The organism is Candidatus Comchoanobacter bicostacola (assembly GCF_024172705.1).
GTDB lineage: Bacteria > Pseudomonadota > Gammaproteobacteria > Comchoanobacterales > Comchoanobacteraceae > Comchoanobacter > Comchoanobacter bicostacola.
In genome coordinates this window covers 977609-997329 of record NZ_CP092900.1, presented here as the reverse complement: position 1 = coordinate 997329, position 19721 = coordinate 977609, and the positions used below count along the sequence as shown (strand labels likewise).

Genomic DNA, 19721 nt, shown 5'->3' with positions numbered 1-19721 from the left:
CTCGCTTTGTGCTATTGATTACTGATGCTATTCTACTGTTACTGACTTTGCAAGGTTTCTGGGTTGATCTATATTAAGTCCCTTAGCCTCTGCAAAAAAGTACGCTAATAGCTGTAGGGCTGTGTTCAGGGGCAAAAAACTTAATGGAGATGATCCAGTCGAGATAATAATATTATCGTCTGCGTGCTCACATACAGCGCCTATATTCAGTGTTTTGCCATGTCTTGATTTCACCTCATGGATACAAATATCCATATAGTTACATGGCGCAGGCGTTAAAGTTATAACCAGCACTTCAGGGTCAACGAGCGCTAGTGGGCCATGTTTGAGTTCACCAGCTGGAAGTGCTTCTGCGTGTATATAAGACAGCTCTTTAATCTTTAGCGCCCCTTCTAAAGCAATGGGTAGCATTTCACCTTTCCCAAGGCATAGAATGTTTTTAATGGATCGATACTTATAAGCAATCTTGCGAATCTCTTTACTGCGCATTAATATCTGCTGGGTACATTCAGAAGTTACGTCGGGGTTTAATATAGGTCGCTGATGCAACTGGTCATAAAGCAAACGAAGTGCAATTGCTTGTGCTGTAAAAGCTTTAGTTGAGGCAACGCCAACCTCTTTCTTGGCATGAAGTGCAATTTTAGCAGTCGTACGCATGGGTAATGAGCTGTGCATTACATTACATAAGGCTAGGGTATTATTGGTTTTTAATTGCTTCAGTGCAATAAGAACATCTGCAGTTTCTCCAGATTGAGAGATTAAGATTGCTGCCGATTGTTTCGTATGGTGGGGCGGGTTCATTTTAAATTCACTGGCAATATCCACGTCACAATGGATAGCAGAATCTCTGAGCCAATATTTGAGTAAAAGCGCACTATGATAACTAGAGCCACAAGCTATGACTAGTATATGTTTTGCGCCATAAATAAAGGGCGGAATAGGGCATCTATCGCGCCATAAGGCTGGTATATCTTGAATTAACCCTGGCTGCTCATATATCTCGCTTAATGTATGTGTTGGGTGGTTTAGGGTTGATGGTGTGTCCGATATATCGCTTTTTTGGTAGTGAAGCGTTTTGTTCGAGCAACCGTTAGCGTTGATTTGGTAAACGGTTCTGCTATCAAATTGGCAAAATTCATCATGCGCTGGAAATGCATAAAGGTCAGAGCCAATGGCTATACCTTGAGCTGTTTTAGCTAAAAACAATGGCATGTCCTCACACAGAGCATAAATACATTCAGGGTCTTCTTCTAAAATACATGCCAAAGCATATCGCCCTGTCAATGTTTTTTGCAGTTCGGAAAAAGCCTCTAGCTTATCATGTTTTTTGAGCAACAGATCTAGGTAGTGTCCAATAACTTCAGTATCTGTTTCTGACTCAAAAGTATACCCTTTCTGGATGAGGCTATCTCTTAATTTTTTGTGATTCTTGATGATACCATTACACACAACACTAATCTTTCCATGCGTTACCTGGGGGTGCGCATTACTTAAGGATACTACTCCATGAGTAGCCCAACGTGTATGTGCAATACCTGCAGTTACCGTATGATTGACATGATTAGGAATTAGGGGTAGTAAGCTCTGTGGCTCGGTTAATGATTTAAATGTGTAAAGCTTTTTTTGAGCTAATACGGAAAGGCCACAAGAGTCATACCCTCTATATCGAAGTTTAAGCAGTCCATCTATTAGTTTAGTGGTGCATGATTTGTTAGAAATAAAGCCGATAATGCCACACATGAGCAGTCCCCTTGCTATATTTGAGCGCTTTCTATCTCACATAGTTGAATAATTTAACATTTTCTTAGATTGAAGGCTACAACTTTAATAACTTTTATGACATGTTTTGCTTGTATAATATGGGCTTTTATGCTACTTTGAATAAAAATAATTGAATAATATATTAATATGGTAAAAAGTAATAAAAAACATGTGTTAAAAGAAGTGTATCACAGCAGTCTTGTCAGTAGTGCTTTCAAGTATTTCGACAAAACAAAGGGGTTCTCATCTTTCAGTCAGCCTTTCTGCTCATTTTCAAAGGGAAGCCTTGAATTTGATCAGTGGAGCTATACAAACAAGAAGACGCTTTCGTTTTATACAAAGATTGGGTCAGTGCTTCCAAGGGCGTTGAATGTGTTTTTGATTTCCTCAGGTTTGAGTGGGCTTTATCAATATATTGGAACATTATTTAAATATGACACAGGCTCTGTAGATAAATTCCTTAATGACTGTGCCCAAAAGAAGTTATTAAGCTATGATGATCTGTACATAAGTGCTCAGTGCGCTCTACATAAGGACCATAATAAAAGGTTTATAGATGAAATTGTGCTGTATGACGTGAAAGCTCTTAACCTAGAGTCAAAGCTCAGGCGCTTCCAAAAGCGATCACAAACTATTGATCGTTGCTTTATTCTAATGAATGTTGTATTTAAATTCACAGCGACATTGTTATTTTCAAGCGCAATAGCAAAGTTAATACTTGGAGACCTTGTTAGCTTAGGTAGACAGGTAATCGGTTCGTTATTTGTATTTAGTTTTGCATTAACGCCGAGTTTAAGAAGAAAAGATAAAAGAAAGCGTGCGGGTTATAAAGAGCGTGCTATTGATAAACTAAGGTATGCGCTTGCTAAATTAAGATCAGGTCGATTTGTTAGATTATTTGATTTGGATAAGCACTTTGCAAAAGAAATTGAACAGCTCCAGCAGGCACAGTCTTTGGTTTTACTGGTAGAAAGTAAAGAAAAGGAAGATTTTGATAAGGCACGTGTAGACAGCCTGAAAAACAAAGCGAGTAACAGTCCCTTATTTCAAATGTATCAGAAGTCTGAGTCATTGCTGCATCCACTCGTTGTTCAGTATATCAACAATCGAGCGCAGGCAATTGAAGTAGAAGAGTATATTGAGTGCCTGGATGTTGATCAAATAGCAGAAGAAGCTATTAAAAAAGTAGAGAAAAAATTAGGAAGAAGTGGCTTTTTAAGACATATACCAGCTATCATTAAAAAATGGTTTTTCGAGAAACTAGAAAAATATAGCCCTCTAAAAATAGCATTTTTATTGGTTCTGCCAGCAATAGTTCTTGCATATGCTCCAGCAATGGCCTTGCCTTTAGCGGTCTTTGCATTTTTCCTAGTAGAGATTTTGGTTAAGCAATTAGACAAAGTACTATCACCCTACTTTATTGGCTTGATGACAAAGATACAAAAGAGCTACCGTTCCTGTCTAAAGTTTAGAGCTGCAACTTATGGTATGTTTGATCCAATATTTAACTGCCAATCGATCAAAAAAGAGGACTTTCCTAAGCAAAATAAAGAGCTACAGACACAACTAGCACTGTTTGCTGAAGAATACAAAACTGCAGCCAAGCCATTACACGCTTTCGTGAATGATCAAGTTCCTGAGCTAACGCAAAAGATCCACCCTAGTCTTTTTCAGTCAAGCTTAGGGGGTTAAATACAACTTTGTGTTCTAACACTGACTTGGTAAGCGTTGTGCCAGCACCAACAACTGCTTGTTGACCAATGGATATCGGGGCTATGAGCGTTGCGTTGGCACCTATAAAAGCGTTGGTGCTTATGTATGTTGTTTTCTTTCCTTTTTTGAAAGGGGAGAAGTTACAGGTAATCACTCCCGCACCAATATTTACAGCAGACCCTGTCTTTGTATCACCTAGATAGCATAAATGTTTCGCTTTATTATTATCACCAATTACACTGCGCTTAACCTCAACGAAATTGCCAATATGACTATGAGGGCCTATAATAGATTGTTCTTGTATATGAGCAAAAGGCCCAATCTGGCAATGAGATTGGATGCTGCTGTTACTGATTACAGAGAAGGGTTTTATAGTAACAAAGTCTTCAATGTGTGCGTTTTCAATGACTGATCCGGAGCCAATAGTGCAATGCGCTCCAATTTTATTGGTGCCCCGGAGAATTACATTGGGTTCAATGTATGTGTGTTTATCCACAGTAGTTAAACCATCAATAAGGTTAGAATCAGGATCCATTAAATTTTCTTTTAGGAGGTTCTTCATATGCTCTTTATGTTTGCTTTCAAGAGTATGAAGTTGCATGGGTGTATTGATTCCTGAGAAAAGATAAGCAGGATAGTCATGTTCTACAATATGAAAAGGTCTGTCGCTACTGATTATTTTAGTTAAATGATATTCATTGGTTGCTTTACAAGCGTTAATATTACTTATAACACCGAGTGTTTTGTTGTCTATTTCCATGAGGCCAGAGTAGGCTAATGATGTTTGGATCGCATGATGATCTGCAGACTCATAAATTTGAGTAGCGAGTCCATTAGAAACGTTTATTAAGCCATATTGGCTGGGGTCTTCAGGTGAAAAAGCAACGAGTTGGTTCCTAGGATCTGAGTTAAGCAAGGATACAATTAAATTTTTTGGCAGTAGTGGCGTGTCTGCACATAAGACAAGAACACTATCTAATGCTTTATAATGTTGATAGGTACATTGGATAGCATGTGCAGTTCCTTCAGGTTTGGATTGGAATAAGTAATGGACGGGTTGTTTGATTATGGATTGGTATAATAGCTGGTGCTTGGGGTTTATGATGATATAAATAGGTATACCACCGGGTATTTTATCAAGAATGTGCGTGATTAAGGGCCGACCAAAAAAAGGGGTTAGAGGCTTCGGTATCTCTTGTTGTAGCCTTTTTCCATTTCCTGCTGCTAATATAACCAATCCCTTGCTGTATGTCATTAGGGACCCTTCTTACTGTTTTTGATTTCATCAATAGCACGTAGCTGAGCATTGAGCTGTGATAGTTTTAAGAGTAGTTCACTAATGTTGATAGTAGCAGGGTTATCTATTAGAAACTGCTCAGTATCTTGTTTTTCTTTTTTCAAGCTGTTCTCTTGCTCTAGTCTTGCTTTAAACGCTGTGTCAGCAAAAATCTGTACGTCATTTTCTCTTACGGATACCGTGCCTGATGCGACATAAATGGCTTCTATATGGTTATTATCCTTAGCAACAACACTCCCAGCAATCAGTTGTGCAAGTGTGGCGCAGTGCCCAGGATAAATACCAAACTCGCCGTTAGCACCAGGTACTGATACAGAAGATACATTACCAGAGTAAATCAGACCTTCTGGACTAACAATGGTTAGCTTAAGCTTGCTCACGTTCTTTCTCGTAGTTGCTAATGACTTCGTCCATGCTCCCTACCATATAAAAGTATTTTTCAGGGATATGGTCGTAGCGTCCATCAATAATACCTTGAAAATTGTCAATGCATGTTTCTAGTGGGACATAGGCACCAGGTGTGCTGGTAAAGACTTCAGCAGCAAAAAAGGGCTGCGAGAAAAACTTTTGTATCTTACGTGCTCTTAAAACAGTGAGCTTATCTTCTTCTGAAAGCTCATCCATGCCTAAGATAGCAATAATATCTTTTAGTTCTTTGTAACGCTGTAGTGCGGCTTGTACTGAGCGAGCCACTTGGTAGTGTTTCTCACCAACAATGAGTGGGTCTAGAACCCTACTGGTTGAGTCCAGTGGATCAATTGCTGGATAGATACCTAATTCTGCTACTTTTCTAGATAGAACAACGGTTGCATCTAAGTGTGCAAAGGTTGTAGCAGGAGAAGGATCTGTCAGGTCATCAGCCGGAACATAGACTGCTTGAATAGAGGTAATAGAGCCTTTATTGGTTGATGCAATTCTCTCTTGCAGCGTACCCATGTCCTCGGCAAGGGTCGGTTGGTAACCTACTGCAGAAGGCATTTGTCCCATTAGAGAAGACACCTCAACACCAGCGAGTGTATATCGGTAGATATTATCAACGAATAGTAGTGTATCTAGCCCAGAGTCTCTGAAGTTTTCAGCAATTGTTAAACCAGTACTGGCTACTCTTAATCGACAGCCAGGAGGTTCATTCATTTGTCCATAAACCAACGCAACATTATCTAGAACTCCGGCTTCAGACATTTCATGGTAGAAATCATTTCCTTCACGTGTTCTTTCACCAACGCCTGCAAAAACTGATAGACCTTTGCTTTCTATCGCAATATTTCTTATGAGCTCCATAATGGTAACTGTTTTTCCAACACCAGCTCCCCCAAACAATCCAACTTTTCCACCTTTAGTAATAGGAACGAGCAAGTCAATTATTTTAATCCCTGTTAATAAAAGGTCTGGGTTTTGAACCAGCTCTACATATTTAGGTGGAGCCTGGTGTATCTGTCTTCGTTCTGTTGTATCAATAGGCCCCTTTTCATCAATAGGGTTTCCAAGGACATCCATAATCCGACCTAGACATGCCTTTCCAACTGGAGCGCTAATACCTTCTCCAATTGTTCCTTCAACCATTAGCCCACGTTGTAGGCCATCAGTTGTACCAATTGCAAGACAGCGTGATTTATTATCTGCTAAGTGCTGGTGTACTTCTAGCGTTAAGGGGAAGCCTTGCACATAGAGTGCGTCTAGAATATTGGGTAATGCTTGGTTTTCAAACTCAATATCGATTACGGGTCCAATAATTTGTTTGATTTTACCACGAATAGTTTCAGAAGTGCTCATATTATGTCTCCTCGCCAGAGTATGCGCCAGCAGCAATTTCAGCAATTTCTTGCGTGATAATCGCTTGTCTGGCTTTGTTATATGTAAGGTTTAATTCACTGATAATGCTTTGGGCACTATCAGTAGCATTTTGCATTGCAACCATCCTTGCTGCATGTTCACAGGCAATATTTTCAACCACGGTTCGATATATTTTTGCCTCAATATACCGAGTTAGCAACGGGTCTAGTACCTCATCATGACTGGGTTCAAAGCTGTACGCGCCAGTGCTTTTCACCTTCCCTTTGGGCTCTATAGGTAGAACTTGGGTCATGATCGGTTTTTGGGTAAGGGTGTTGACATACTGGTTGCTCAGAATAAATACCTTACCCACTTGCTTGGTTTTGTAAGCATGTATCATAGGGGTGATTAATGCCATTAAGTCTTCTAAGTTAGGTTTATCTCCAAAAGCACAGGCTGTAGAAATAACGTGTGCATGATCTGAAAAAAAGGACTGTCCTTTTTTACCTGCGACAGATAAAATAGGGGTTATTTTATCTTTGTCCCATAGTTGCACCTGTTTCAAAAATTCTTTATAGAGTGCTAAGTTCAACCCCCCGCAAAGACCACGGTCTGATGTAATCGTGATGACACCAACTTGAGTGTATTTTTCAGGCGCGTTGAAAAATGGGTGTGTACTGCACTCATCAAATGCATAGTTGAATATAATGTCTTCAATCGTATCAGAGAAGGGTTGAGCGGCATTCAGCGCATTTCTCGCTGTAGGAAGCCTGCTCGCAGAAACAAGCTGCATTGCTTGAGTAATAACTGCAGTTTTTTCTGTACTGTTGATGACAGATTTTATTTGATGCGTTTTAGCCATCATGCCCCCACTGTGAAGATTGGTGGAATGACTGAATGGCCTCAGTCAGTTGGGTTTTGATGGTGTCATTGTAATTCCCAGTTGCATTGATGGTATTCATTAGCTCGGTATGATGATTATTTAGATACTGCCTCAATGACTCTTCATAGTTTTTCATATCTGAAGTGGGTACGTCTAATAAAACGTTGATGCTAGCAGCATGGAGTATGACTGCCATTTCAGCAACACGTAGTGGCTGGTATTGGTGCTGTTTGAATGCTTCTGTGAGCATGAGCCCCTGGTGTAACTGCATCTGTGTAGATTCATCTAAGTCAGAAGAAAATTGAGCAAAACTTTCAAGCTCACGGTATTGCGCCAGAGTAATTCGTGATTTCCCACCGAGCTTTTTGATAATATCAGTTTGTGCGGCACCACCAATCCGTGAGACAGATAAACCAGAGTTAACTGCAGGACGAATCCCTGACTTAAATAAAGCTTCATCTAAAAATATTTGACCGTCAGTGATACTAATAACATTTGTAGGAATAAATGCTGAGCAGTCACCTGACTGTGTTTCAATAATCGGAAGTGCAGTTAGTGATCCTGTTTTCCCTTTAACCTTCCCTTGTGTTGCTTTTTCAACATAGGATTCGTTGACACGAGCCGATCGTTCTAATAGACGTGAGTGTAAATAGAAGATATCTCCTGGAAACGCTTCACGCCCAGGAGGTCTTCTTAAGAGTAATGAGATCTGTCGGTAGGCAACGGCATGCTTGGATAGATCGTCATAGACAATTAAAGCATCTAAACCATTTTCTAAGTAATACTCTCCCATAGCACAGCCACTATAAGGCGCAATATATTGCATAGCAGCGGGGTCAGCAGCATTGGCGGCAACCACTGTTGTGTACGCCATAGCGCCATGGTCTTCAAGTTTTTTCACAATGCTTGCGACTGTAGAGGCTTTTTGCCCAATAGCAACATAAATGCAATGCATGGGCTTACTTGCATTTTTTTGGTTAATGATGGTGTCAACTGCAATAGTAGTTTTACCTGTTTGACGATCCCCGATAATCAGTTCACGCTGGCCCCGCCCAATCGGTGTCATAGCGTCAATAGCTTTAAGTCCGGTTTGCATAGGCTCATCCACAGACTTTCTTGCAATTACGCCAGGTGCAATCCGTTCAACAGGATAGCTATCTTTGGTCTTAATAGGGCCTTTACCGTCAATAGGTTGTCCTAAGGCATTAATGACACGACCCGTAAGCTCCGTGCCCACTGGGACTTGTAAAATTTCACCCGTTGCACGAACAGACTGACCTTCTTTAATTTGAGTGTAGTCACCAAAAATAATGGCACCAATGCTATCGGTTTTTAAATTGAGAACAACGCCCATGACGTTGTTTTCAAACTTTAGCATTTCCCCATACATCGCTTTACTTAACCCATAGATCGTTGCAATACCATTACTGACCTGCAGTACAACGCCTTGGTCGTTCAGTTTTGCATCTAAATCTAGATTGTTTATTTTTGCTTCGATGACACTACTGAGTTCACTTATTTTCATAGACACATTACCTCTCTGATGCAGATAGTTGGTTGATAATTCGATTAAAGGAGAGATCAATCTCCTTTTTCTCATAACGGATAATAATGCCCCCGAGCATTCGCTTGTCTACCGTATAGCGTACAAGCACTTTTCCTTTTAATTTGCTGTTGAGACCCGTTTGAACTTTATTTTTTTGCTCTTGAGTCAACATACTACGGCTGATTACTTCAACTTGTGTATTGCCGTTTGCTTTATTGTACTCTGCTATAAATGCACTATGGACGCTGTCGAAACGTTTTGCCATTTTAGCCTCTAAAACAAGACGTAACCAAGCTACTTGTCTTGGGTCAGCGCCACTCGCTTGTGTGAGCAAGTCTATTTTTTCAGGGCGCGGCACCAGCGGGTGCTCAATAAAGCCCAGTACATCAGGTTTTTGTAATACTGCATTAGCAGTGTCAATAAAGTCTTTCCACTGGTCTAAATTGTTTGACTTTGACCCATAGCGAATTGCAGCATGAGCGAGTGTAGCGCTAGGATTCATCAACTACTTCTCCTAGCGCCTTGTCAATCATGGGATCAATAATTTCTTGCTGAGGTATGCCGGGTAAAATTTTAGTTAGAGCCACTTTCAATAGACGCTCAGTTTCATCGATAACATGTCCTTGCGCTTCTTGTTGAGTCACTTTTATCTGGCTTTCTGCTTGCGCTAAAATATGCGCAGCTTGCTCCTTTGCTTCGGTAACAGCGGCCTTTATTTTTTCATTATAAGCCTCAGTACCTTGCGCCTCAATATGTTTAGCCTTGGTTCGCGCTTGTTCCATCAGGGCGTGGCAAGCCTGTTCGGTTTCATCTTTTTTTCGAATACCCTCTCTAGCTTGCTCTATCCCTTTCTGGATTTCACGTTGTCGCTCTTCAATGATCGCTAAAATAGGCGGCCATACATATACTCGGGTGAGCATAACAAAAGCCATAAAGATAACAACTTCAACAAATAATGTAGCGTTTATATTCATAGGTTAGGTGATGCTGGGGAGCATTTGAATTAAGTTTTGTGCAAATAAAGATGATGATGCAAACCATAATGCAACACCAACACTAATGATAGGCATCGCTTCAATAAATGCAGTTAATAGGATCATGCGCATGAATAATTTAGGCATAAGCTCAGGTTGGCGAGCTGCGCTTTCTAAAAACTTGCTACCTAGCAAGCTAATTCCGATCGCTCCGCCAATAGCAGAACAGCCGATCATAATGGCAACTGCGATAGCTGTAGAGCTCTGAAGTTGAGCAATTTCTGTTACAATGTTCATTGTTTTCTCCGGTTTAGTGTGAACTTCTCGCCATGCTTAAGTATACTATAGTAAGCAGCATAAATACAAAGGCCTGCAAGGTAATGATGAATAAGTGGAGCGCTAGCCATAGCCATGCAAGGGCCCACTGAATATAGAAAGGTGTGAGTGCAATGAGTAAAAACATGATCTCTCCAGCAAACATGTTCCCAAAGAGTCGTAGCGATAATGAAACAGGTTTGCTGATTTCTTCCACAACTCTAAGTCCAAGGTTTACAGGGAAGAAGTAGATAGAGAAAGGATGAGAGAGGGCTTCCCACAAGAAGCCTGACAGTTTGTGCGCACGAATGGCCTCTACTTGAATAAGGAAGAATACAGAGATAGCCATCGCTGCCGTCATGTTAAGGTCAGCAGTAGGTACCGCCCTGAAATATGGAACGTTAAATTTAGCCATAATCCAGGGCAATAGATCAACTGGAATTAAATCCATTGCATTCATGACCCACACCCATACAAATATGGTGAGCGCAAGTGCGCCAATGGTATTATCTTTAACTTGAAAGATCTCAACAATTTGATCGTTCACACCTTCTATAATCATTTCTACGGTTGTTTGTAGCTTAGAAGGGTTGTGGACACGCGCTCTGTTTGCACACCAAATAAAAACACCCAGCCAGAATGCGCCACATAGCAAAGAAATTAAAATAGTATCTAAGTGGAGGGTCCAGAAAGAAGACATTCCGGTAGGTGTCCATGCCCAATGAATTAAATGGTGCTGAACGTAACTACTAGCCGACATACTCATAACGCCACTCTCTGGTAAAGGCAGTATAGGGTGATCGGGTATGCGGCGATCATGCCAAAAATGAAGTGCGGCCAACTAACTGATATCTGGTGAGCAATAGAAAAGCACATAATTAAGACAGCTATTTTTACCAAGTATGTATTAACGAGCGTATAGGCAGTATACCTTGTAACCGTTTTCGCCCACAAGTAGTGGGCCATGTTTGGCAAATAAGCTGTTAATGCCCCAAGCAAGGCCGCGCTTATAAAACTAAAGTTGAGTATCGTGTTCATGGTGGATGAGGGGCCTTATCTTTTGTTATTGCCATGTTGCATGAAGGGCCACATATTCGCTGAATACCTAAATAAACTTAAATACATAATACCTAGTTTATTACTGTTTTTCAAGTGTGTTTTTTATGTTGGGTAAGCCATTGTTGTAGCTGATCAATGATTAGCGGCATACCCGTTGACTTTAAGCAAGAGCTAGTGATGATTGAACGGTCCGTGCAGTGCTCGGTACCTTGTTTAATCGCCAGGGCTTGCTTTGCCTGCTGAGCACGGGAAATTTTATCAGATTTGTTGAGGACAAGCAGTATGGGGAGGTCGTTCTGATTGGACCAGTTGATGACCATTTGATCAATTTCACGTAGCCCGCGGCGAATATCAATTACAATGATAATGCCCTTCAAACACTGACGCTCAGATAGATAGTTCGCAAGCTGAGCCTTCCAGTTTGCTCGGGTTGCAGCAGAAACTCGGGCAAATCCGTATCCTGGGGCATCAATTAGTCTGCTGTTTTCATCGTGTTCAAAAACATTTAGCAGCTGGGTTCGGCCAGGTGTCCGACTCGTTTTAGCCATTCCTTTGTGGTTGCAAATTTTGTTAATCAGAGATGATTTACCGACATTAGAATAGCCAATTATGACAACTTCATTACCTTTGTCGGGTGGTAGCTGCTCATAAAGTGCGGCGCTTTTACTAAAACTAAGCTGTAATGGCTTCATCTAATTGGCTCATTATGTTTTGGGCTTGACCTTGGCTGCCAAATGATAGGTATCTATCGACGCATAGCTTTTGCATGGCTTCTTGAGAAGCGGCCAAGTAGTTTCTTGGGTCGAATTGCTCTGGGTTTTGGCACAAGTATTTTCTGATTTTCTCAGTACAGGCAAGCCTTAAGTCGGTGTCAATATTTACTTTTCTGACGCCAAAAGGGATTGCTTCACAAATGGAGGCAACGGGAACCCCGTAGGTTTCTTTGATTTGCCCTCCATGATGGTTGATGCTTTTTAATGTGGCAGTGTCTACAGATGAGCACCCGTGAAGCACAAGGTGTTGCTCGGGGATGGCGGCATGTATTTTCTTTACCTGGGCAATAGATAGTAGCTGTTCTGTTGGGGGTTTTGAGAATTTGTATGCGCCATGGCTGGTTCCGATTGCAACAGCAAGCGCATCTACTTTGGTTTTCTGTACAAATAATCGAGCCTCCTCAGGATCGGTTAATAGTTCAGATTGTGTTAACAGCCGACTTGCTTTATGCCCATCCTCTTCTCCTGATGCGCCCGAGTCTAATGCGCCTAAGCAGCCTAACTCCCCTTCAATAGATATGCCTTTTTCCTGGGCAAGCTTTATTGCTGACTGGGTAATCTTAACGTTTTCGTTGAATGACCTGGGCAAACCTGATTTTGTAATAGAGCCATCAATCATGATTGATGTAAACAAGCCAGAGTTAAGCGCTTCAAGAAACTCAGCATATTCATAGGTGTGATCTCTGTGTATGCATACTGGTATGGGGGCCTGTTTGGCATAAGCGTATAGGCCTCTATAAAACCACTGGGGCGCATAGTTAACGCCACCAGAAGAAAGCTGAATGATGGCTGGGCTGTTCGCTTCTATTGCCGCATCAATGACTGCTGCAGCTTGCTCTAAAAAGTTGATGTTGAATGCGGGGATTGCATACTCATTCTTTTGAGCATGGTCAAGTAGTGTGCGTAATGTTACTAAACTCACGAGGTGCCACCGGTGCTTGGAGAGAAGGAGCGCTTGCAGCTACACGTCTGAGCGCTGCTATTAATGACTTCGAAGCGCGCACCATCGGTATCTTGAATAAAATCGATGGTTGCGTTTCGCAAGAGGGCAAAGCTTCTATGGTCGACCAAGCATAAAAATGGGTGTACTGGGTTGTGAACCTCAGAATAAAAGTCTTGATCTGATTTGTTTTTATCTAGACCAAACACATACTCGAACCCCATGCATCCACCGCCTTGAATCTTTATTCTAAAATGGTCTGTAGCGCCATGCTCCTGAATAATTGTGGCAATTTTCCCAGATGCAGAGTTGGTAAATGTAATGTCGTTTGTGTTCACGGCAGTTTCTAGTTATATAATAAAATCGGCAAGCTTGCTTGCAGTGCTGCAGAAAAAATAATTGCAGCACCAAAAAAAACATGTTTCATGGTGTTTTACAGTTTAAAGTCTAAAATAGGATACCATGAATTGGCTGTTTTTTCAAGTTGCCGCTAGGGTGGGTATAACCTGCTCTTGATTGCTATTGTTTCTGTGCTGCAGTGTTATCAGGGGTATGTCTTCCACTGGGGCGGGTCTTTCATTGGCTCGGAAGTGGCGTTGGTAGCAACATATTAAGGTTGTAGGTATGCTAATCGTGGCAAAACTTCCTCTAACCCAGGCAAGTGTAGAGAGCGTTCTTTTGTCGTACAGGTTTTTGTTTCTCGTATCTGATATGTAGCCTTGCAGGGTCAGGAGGCTCATAAAACAGGTGCTGGCTATTAAGGTGGCAACAATCTTTTCATATAAGGTCAGTTGTCGCGCGCTCATGACGGTTTCTTGGGTGGTTTGTTGCTGCTGGGTATGTTTGTGTCCCACAAGGCAGAGATTGGATTGAGTTTAGAGCGGTCATTGGGGTTCTCGCCAAAGATGGCTTTTTGTATCGGGGGTAGGGCGATAGAGAGGGGAGAAAAAGCTACGCGAACAAGTGCCCGGCTCAATATAAAGGCGCTCAGGCATAAAGAAAGAACAGAAGCAAATGGTGATTTAAAGATAAAAGCTATATTTTCAATCATGTGTTTAAAGTTCTTTTTTACATAAGGTGCTGAGGCATAAAGTGTTTGTGAAACCCTTCTATTAATTGTTTTAAAGAGGGCTTTTTCCTTTTTTTCGGTTTTAGTAACCAGCAATGACTCATGGGAGGCAAGCTCTGTAGTTTTGGGCGTACATTTATAATGTCCCAGTAAAAGCGCGGGGCTTGCTATGATTGCTATGAGCACTGAGGATAGATTATAGTAAAGGCTTTTAGCTGCGTGCGCAGCCTGCGTGCGTGCTGTTTTAGAGATTGGGCTGCACAAAATAGCAGTAACTAGAGCGAGAGTGTTTGTAGGTATTCGTAAAAGAATAATGTTAGTGAGCATTTGTTTAATTATCAGCTCAACACTATTCACTGATAAGCTAATAGCTGCATGACAAGTATAATACACGAGTTGAAATAGAAAGTGGAGGCTGCTTAAGAAAACGCTTGTAGCAGCGGTTAGGCATAGAGCCCCCCTAAATATTATTTCTCTCCCAAATCCTTGGCCCATTACCTGTGTAAAGAGACACCCAAAAAGATCAGCTGCTCTATAACTAATGCTGTCTGCGTGTGTGTTGAGTGAATTATACTTTCCAAAATGGCGGTATAGATGCATGGTAGAGTCAGTAGTTACCAGAGACCAGGCGTGTTTAAAGAGTGATATTGTCTGTTGGGCAAGATTTGTCTTAAGGCAAGAAGGGGCAAATGTATGTGGTTTTTGACTCATTGTTCATAGGGTCCTAATTTTATATCCGTATTTAACTAGCATAGCTTATTCATTGTTGTCGTCAATATGCTGTGTTATTTTTTTTGGTAGATGCTGAGTGTCGATTAATTGGTCTAACGATTTGTTTAAAACTTTGTCAAAATGACAAGACTTCAGTGCGTCAGCAATTTTGATATATTGTTGCGTGGCGCCAAGATACTCACAGGCTTGGCTAGCATATACTGCAGGTGTTATATTTGTCCTGTGTAGTGCATGGCTGAGGCTATATAGTACGTTTTGTAGTAAGAGGTCGTGTTGGTGCGCTCGGGTGCCTAGTGCTGCGCTATAAGACCTAAGCGCCTCAATTACCGTAATTGAGACCATTGGTAGGATAACAGATATTGAGGCAAGAATATAGTAATCTGAAGGGTCTTCTACCCACTGAACGGTGCCACATAACCTCATTATTTTCTCAGTGTCTTCGTATATTTTTTTAGGTGTGGCATGGGACCTGATGAGCAGCGAGTGACCTAGGGCTGCCTCTATATCAAAGCTAGGCGTGAAAAAAATAGCTGGATGTTTAAGTGACACGATTTGTTCTGCGTCTTCTACTCGCTCTGGTTGCACACAAATTATGGGTGTTGTGTGGCGGGGAAGTTTGTCGTACAGCTCATGATAATCATTCGGGTTGGTGAAAATAATATAGGCGCAGTGGGCCATGAGTTGCTCACGGGTTCGGTGTGGCTTAATGGTGTGTGCTCCTGCCAGCACTTCCAATGTATGGCTGTCAGTGTGGGTAAAGTGTACACGCAAGTCATTAGATTCACTTAGCGTAGATGCTATATGTGTTGCAGCTAAGTCCTCACCGATAACGCCAACTTCAATCATGAGTAATCCTTGTGTTTAAAAATTGAGACAACAATGCTTGGTTTGTCTTAAATTCATTGCTTTGAACCCACGTTTTACTCGGTCTTAAATCAAGCATGGGGGCGTTAGATATTTTCTGATAAGAGACAGTCTCAAGGGGCTCGTATTCAAACTCACTGCTGATATCAACTTGGTTGTGTGCTATGGCGCTAATTATGGCTTTGGACGTAGACAACTGGATCCTAGGGGTAGAGTGAACGTCACCATTTGCCCATCCAGTATTAACAAGCCAAATGTTGCTGTTATGTGCTGTGATCTTTTTAGAAAAAAGGTCTGCATAGGTGTGATAGCTCCGAGGGAAGAATGGGGCGCCAAAGCAAGGGCTTGATGTAGGCTGAATAGGAGGCGCCCCCACTTCAGTACTGCCTACCTTTGCGGTATATCCAAGTAGAAAGTATTTTCTAGCTTGAGCATGTGTTAGCCGAGACAGCATGGGGACTACACCGTATAAGTCACAACATAAAAAAACAATGTTTTTAGGGTGTTTTGCTGTAGACTCTGTTGTTCTAAATCTAGCATGTTTTTTTAATGAAAAAGCGCCTCGACTGTTTTGTGTGAGCGATGTGTTGTTGAAGTCTGGCTGTCCGTTTGGCTTGAGGAAAACGTTTTCGAGGACGCCTTGGTTTTGCACAGCTTGATAGATATCTGGTTCTCTCTCCAGAGAAAGGTCGGCGCATTTTGCATAGCAGCCAGCTTCGATGTTGAATATGCCCTCATCACACCATGCATGCTCGTCATCACCGATGAGTTCAAAGCTGGGGCTAGAAGATAGTGAGGTTTTTCCTGTGCCAGAAAGTCCTAAAATAAGTGTTGTTTGTTCTTGGCATGAGATGGCTGCACAGTGCATAGGCAGAATGCTTTCTTGTGGGAGCAAATAATTCATGACAGAGAATAAAGATTTTTTTATTTCTCCAGCATATGCGGTGCCGCTGATCAAAATTCGCTTGCTTTTTAAACAGGTAGCAATGAGCACAGGGTGTGCTGGAGAGGCTTTGTAAGAGGGGACACAGTGTACTACCCAGTCAGCTTTTTTATTGTTTAGTGAAAAAAACAATTGGATGGCAAAGATTTGATGCCAGGATTTCTCTGTTCGCAAAACAAAAGGTAGGGAGTGTTGTGAGTGGTTGCCAACAAAATAAGTGTCTGTATATTTTAGGTAATGCTGAGACTCTAGCCAGTATTTGTCAAACAGCTGGGGACAAATTGGTTGGTTAATGTTGCTCCAGTTGACCTCAAGTCCAGGGTGATTCGTAAAAAACTTTGCTTTAGGCGATCTGGCGGTGTATGGGCGAGTATCGGCACATATCGTTTGGTCATTACAGATCTGCACTTCTGAGTTTTTAATTGAGTGGTGCAGATAATATTTGTGTTGCTCCTGCATCTGCTGCTCCCTGAGTTGTATGCAATCATAGCTCGAAGATTCATAGATGACAAGCGTTATTGAGCTATTTTTATTATAAAAGAGACGACTGTTTGTTGTTTTTTCGATAAGACGTTTAGTTGTAGTGGTAACAAGGCGATGTAATATACCGGAGGAAAATGCCAGAAGAACGCAATAAGGGCGCATTAAAAGCAGCGCTTGATTTTATTGGGTTGCAAGTTAATGAGGTTTTTGAATAAGAAAGCAGCGGCTTGCTTTGAGAGGTGAGCAATCTGATTTACAAGATCGGCTTGATGTTTTGCGCGCACAGCTTTTAGCTGCAGAAGAGGTGGTGCGATTAGGTGAGCAGTCCAGCGCAAATAAGGCCTTATGCGCTTTGGGTAGCGACGCAGGGGAGGCTGATACGTTAGAGCAAGACAAGGCTGGGGAAAAAGACTGTTCTATCTCAGATATAGCTGGAGGCAAGGCCGCCTGCTAGGGCTTAAAAAAAAGTTGACCGGCAAGAGGCTGGGTGATAAGCTAACACACAATTGATAAAGAAGTTGAAAAATGAAAAAAAATATTTTATTGGGGTTAATCAAGTATAATACTAAACAAGTCTACAGCTCTAATGGTCCGTGGGTGATTAGTGATGGAGCACCAGTGGCCACTACAGCTAATTATGCATGGGGCTTGGTTAAGTCAAATCCCTTGTTATTTTTGCTGGCATTCTGGTTTTTCCCCAAGACGCTTATTGTTCTGTTGGTTCTCGATTACTGCTATTCTAGCAAGCCAGCGCTCGTTTCTTACTATAATTTTTGTTCAGCTGTAGTGTGGAAACTTTGTTGTCTGGCCAAAATGATCTGGCACAGCGCACAGTATGTACTATGTTGTATAAGTGATAAATTCGTTGCGCTTAGTGCCAAGACACAGAGCAAGCAAGGAAAGGTGTGTATGCCCATAAAGCCTCCTGAAGGAGTGAGCCAGGGCCTAGCGGCTATTGGTTCAGGGGTCATTAAAGGTGGTGCAAGCTCTTCAGTTAGTCCCTAAGATGCGTTAGTTTACTGAAAGTCTTAAAATGAACAAGTAAGCCAGATAAGTTCTATTTAGTGAGAGAGTAAAGTAGTGGTGGCTATGAGTGGACTTGAACCACCGACCTCAGCATTATGAGTGCCGCGCTCTAACCAGCTGAGCTACATAGCCTAATTACAGATGTCAAATCTTATCGTGTTTGCGTCAGTAAGTCAAATGCTCTTTAATTCATCGTGTTGGTTTATGTTTACACATGAAATAGTAGGTTGCTCAATTGTAGAAAACATGTTACAAGTTGATCATCGTTTAGGGAGCGATCATATGGTAGAGCAGTCAGAGAAAAATTTTTTAGGGATGGGGAATTATGAGCCTTCAGAAGATGAGCTATATATGTCTAAGGAGCAGCAAGATCATTTCGAGCGCGTCTTAAAATATTGGTTGTTAGCGTTATCTAAAGAGGTTGATTCGGTTGTGAGCTCGCTTCAAGAAGAGCTCGTGGTTTTTGATGAGATTGATCGTGCAGCATTTGAGGAAAGTCAAAGGATGGAACTTAGGTCTTCTGACCGAAGGCGGCGTCTACAGTCAAAAATTACGTCAGCGCTTTTACGGGTTAAGTCCGGAGTGTATGGTTATTGTAAGAGTTGTGGCGCAGAAATTGGGTTAAGTCGTTTAGAAGCTAGGCCTACAGCCGATGAGTGCATTAAGTGTAAAACTATTGCAGAAACTTATGAGCAAAGAGGGGGGTAGTTATGCAAAATTTACCAAGTGTTGTGATATTGGTGTTGGGCGCAATTTATATCGTTCTTTCGCCAGTTACTACAGATGAAGTTTGGTTCTCGGGGCATGTGTTGGTTGTGGCTCAGTTTGAGCAGTTTTTTAGAGCATTAATTTCAGTTTTGTTGGCACTGTCGTTGGTTAAATATCTTCGGTCCGACATATAATTTTTTGATGCTCAACAGGGCCTGTTTGCAGCCACTGTCTGTTTTGCTTGTGGATGTTGAGGGTGCCCTCATCGTGCAAGGCGTGCCATATGTGTTGTGGGCTTAGTTTATACAGGGCAATGCTTGCAGCTGTTGATGCGCTTGCACAGCAGGCCGTCCATCCACATCCTCGCTCATAGGTTTTAATCTTAAACGTATTCTGAGTGACTTGCTGTACAAAGCTAATATTATGCGTTTGAGACCACTGCTTGATTAGGTCTTCACGCGTAGGGGAAAGTGAGATTATGTGGTTATTACCCAGAGACACCTCAAATAGATCATTCAATTGTTTAACAAAGCTTGGGGCGCCCATATCTACCCAATAGCACCCATCTTCTTGGAGGGCTAAATAGGCGTTGTTGTTAATAACAATATCTAAACGGGGTTGGCGAAGATGGTGAGCTAGCGCTCTTAGCCCATTACCACACTGCTGAGCGTAGGATCCATCACGATTTTGGATGATGGTATTACATTGCTTGTTTGTACGCTCATAGTAAATAATTTGATCAAAGTAGGCTTTAGATAGTAGCGCTTTAATGATAGCTGTGTGTTTTTTGAGTGGAGGCAGGGCAGGGAAGAGTACAATAATGTTCCCGAGTGCAGAATATAAGTGAATCATAAACTCAGCG

Annotated in this window: 22 protein-coding genes and 1 tRNA gene; 5 read left to right on the top strand and 18 right to left on the bottom strand. The window is 41.7% G+C overall.

All coding sequences use genetic code 11. From position 1 onward, the window contains the following. Positions 1-27: 27 nt before the first annotated feature. Complete coding sequence (gene glmS / locus MMH89_RS04865; RefSeq protein ID WP_258568325.1) at positions 28-1740, bottom strand: glutamine--fructose-6-phosphate transaminase (isomerizing); 1713 nt, start codon at positions 1738-1740, stop codon at positions 28-30. 168 nt (positions 1741-1908) lie between these two features. Here glmS and MMH89_RS04860 point away from each other — a divergent pair, with 168 nt between their 5' ends. Continuing rightward, positions 1909-3453 carry a hypothetical protein gene (locus MMH89_RS04860; RefSeq protein WP_258568324.1) on the top strand — a complete coding sequence of 515 codons (1545 nt, stop codon included), beginning with the start codon at positions 1909-1911 and terminating at the stop codon, positions 3451-3453. On the opposite strand, the gene MMH89_RS04855 is transcribed toward MMH89_RS04860, so the two are convergent. From MMH89_RS04855 to MMH89_RS04785, 15 genes are all read right to left on the bottom strand, one after another. Further along, positions 3422-4729, bottom strand: coding sequence for an NTP transferase domain-containing protein (locus MMH89_RS04855; protein ID WP_258568323.1), 1308 nt, complete (start codon positions 4727-4729; stop codon positions 3422-3424). The two genes, MMH89_RS04860 and MMH89_RS04855, sit on opposite strands and share 32 nt — an antisense overlap. Then, positions 4729-5151, bottom strand: coding sequence for an ATP synthase F1 subunit epsilon (gene atpC / locus MMH89_RS04850; protein WP_258568322.1), 423 nt, complete (start codon positions 5149-5151; stop codon positions 4729-4731). The genes MMH89_RS04855 and atpC overlap by 1 nt, the downstream gene beginning before the upstream one ends. Beyond that, positions 5138-6544: a F0F1 ATP synthase subunit beta gene (gene atpD / locus MMH89_RS04845; protein ID WP_258568321.1), complete on the bottom strand. Its 1407-nt coding sequence runs from the start codon at positions 6542-6544 to the stop codon at positions 5138-5140. The genes atpC and atpD overlap by 14 nt, the downstream gene beginning before the upstream one ends. Position 6545: 1 nt before the next feature. Further along, on the bottom strand, positions 6546-7406 hold the full coding sequence (atpG, locus tag MMH89_RS04840; RefSeq protein ID WP_258568320.1) for an ATP synthase F1 subunit gamma: 861 nt from the start codon (positions 7404-7406) through the stop codon (positions 6546-6548). After that, positions 7399-8952 (bottom strand): F0F1 ATP synthase subunit alpha, encoded by a 1554-nt coding sequence (atpA, locus tag MMH89_RS04835; protein WP_258568795.1) that lies wholly within the window; start codon positions 8950-8952, stop codon positions 7399-7401. Before atpA ends, atpG begins: the two co-directional genes overlap by 8 nt. Before the next feature lie 7 nt (positions 8953-8959). Continuing rightward, entirely contained in the window at positions 8960-9475 is a 516-nt protein-coding gene (atpH, locus tag MMH89_RS04830; protein ID WP_258568319.1) for an ATP synthase F1 subunit delta, read from the bottom strand. After that, positions 9465-9947, bottom strand: coding sequence for a F0F1 ATP synthase subunit B family protein (locus MMH89_RS04825; RefSeq protein WP_258568318.1), 483 nt, complete (start codon positions 9945-9947; stop codon positions 9465-9467). Before MMH89_RS04825 ends, atpH begins: the two co-directional genes overlap by 11 nt. Positions 9948-9950: 3 nt before the next feature. Then, positions 9951-10244, bottom strand: a complete 294-nt coding sequence (atpE, locus tag MMH89_RS04820) for a F0F1 ATP synthase subunit C (protein ID WP_258568317.1) — start codon at positions 10242-10244, stop codon at positions 9951-9953. Between the two features lie 13 nt (positions 10245-10257). Further along, positions 10258-11103 carry a F0F1 ATP synthase subunit A gene (atpB, locus tag MMH89_RS04815; RefSeq protein ID WP_258568316.1) on the bottom strand — a complete coding sequence of 282 codons (846 nt, stop codon included), beginning with the start codon at positions 11101-11103 and terminating at the stop codon, positions 10258-10260. A gap of 307 nt (positions 11104-11410) precedes the next feature. After that, positions 11411-12013 carry a ribosome biogenesis GTP-binding protein YihA/YsxC gene (gene yihA, locus MMH89_RS04810; protein ID WP_258568315.1) on the bottom strand — a complete coding sequence of 201 codons (603 nt, stop codon included), beginning with the start codon at positions 12011-12013 and terminating at the stop codon, positions 11411-11413. After that, the gene (locus tag MMH89_RS04805) at positions 11994-13016 is read right to left on the bottom strand and encodes a ketose-bisphosphate aldolase (RefSeq protein ID WP_258568314.1); all 1023 of its coding nucleotides are present in this window, start codon (positions 13014-13016) and stop codon (positions 11994-11996) included. Before MMH89_RS04805 ends, yihA begins: the two co-directional genes overlap by 20 nt. After that, entirely contained in the window at positions 13013-13372 is a 360-nt protein-coding gene (locus tag MMH89_RS04800; protein ID WP_258568313.1) for a HesB/IscA family protein, read from the bottom strand. The genes MMH89_RS04805 and MMH89_RS04800 overlap by 4 nt, the downstream gene beginning before the upstream one ends. A gap of 464 nt (positions 13373-13836) precedes the next feature. Continuing rightward, positions 13837-14814, bottom strand: a complete 978-nt coding sequence (locus MMH89_RS04795; RefSeq protein ID WP_258568312.1) for a hypothetical protein — start codon at positions 14812-14814, stop codon at positions 13837-13839. A 45-nt stretch (positions 14815-14859) separates the two neighbouring features. Then, positions 14860-15681 (bottom strand): hypothetical protein, encoded by an 822-nt coding sequence (locus MMH89_RS04790; protein WP_258568311.1) that lies wholly within the window; start codon positions 15679-15681, stop codon positions 14860-14862. After that, positions 15674-17287, bottom strand: a complete 1614-nt coding sequence (locus MMH89_RS04785; RefSeq protein ID WP_258568310.1) for a phosphoenolpyruvate carboxykinase (ATP) — start codon at positions 17285-17287, stop codon at positions 15674-15676. Before MMH89_RS04785 ends, MMH89_RS04790 begins: the two co-directional genes overlap by 8 nt. Before the next feature lie 70 nt (positions 17288-17357). Between MMH89_RS04785 and MMH89_RS04780 the strand changes: the two genes are divergently transcribed. Both MMH89_RS04780 and MMH89_RS04775 read left to right on the top strand, forming a co-directional pair. Continuing rightward, a complete protein-coding gene (locus tag MMH89_RS04780) occupies positions 17358-17579 on the top strand; it encodes a hypothetical protein (RefSeq protein WP_258568309.1) in 222 nt (73 codons plus the stop codon). 71 nt (positions 17580-17650) lie between these two features. Further along, positions 17651-18130, top strand: a complete 480-nt coding sequence (locus MMH89_RS04775; RefSeq protein ID WP_258568308.1) for a hypothetical protein — start codon at positions 17651-17653, stop codon at positions 18128-18130. 76 nt (positions 18131-18206) lie between these two features. On the opposite strand, the gene MMH89_RS04770 is transcribed toward MMH89_RS04775, so the two are convergent. Then, a tRNA-Met gene (locus MMH89_RS04770) sits at positions 18207-18283 on the bottom strand. A gap of 114 nt (positions 18284-18397) precedes the next feature. On the opposite strand from MMH89_RS04770, the gene dksA reads away from it, so the two are divergent. Further along, on the top strand, positions 18398-18859 hold the full coding sequence (gene dksA / locus MMH89_RS04765; RefSeq protein ID WP_258568307.1) for an RNA polymerase-binding protein DksA: 462 nt from the start codon (positions 18398-18400) through the stop codon (positions 18857-18859). Positions 18860-18861: 2 nt separating this feature from the next. Further along, entirely contained in the window at positions 18862-19053 is a 192-nt protein-coding gene (locus tag MMH89_RS04760) for a hypothetical protein (protein WP_258568306.1), read from the top strand. Here MMH89_RS04760 and MMH89_RS04755 read toward each other — a convergent pair. Continuing rightward, complete coding sequence (locus MMH89_RS04755) at positions 19028-19711, bottom strand: diaminopimelate epimerase (protein ID WP_258568305.1); 684 nt, start codon at positions 19709-19711, stop codon at positions 19028-19030. The two genes, MMH89_RS04760 and MMH89_RS04755, sit on opposite strands and share 26 nt — an antisense overlap. Positions 19712-19721 lie beyond the last annotated feature (10 nt).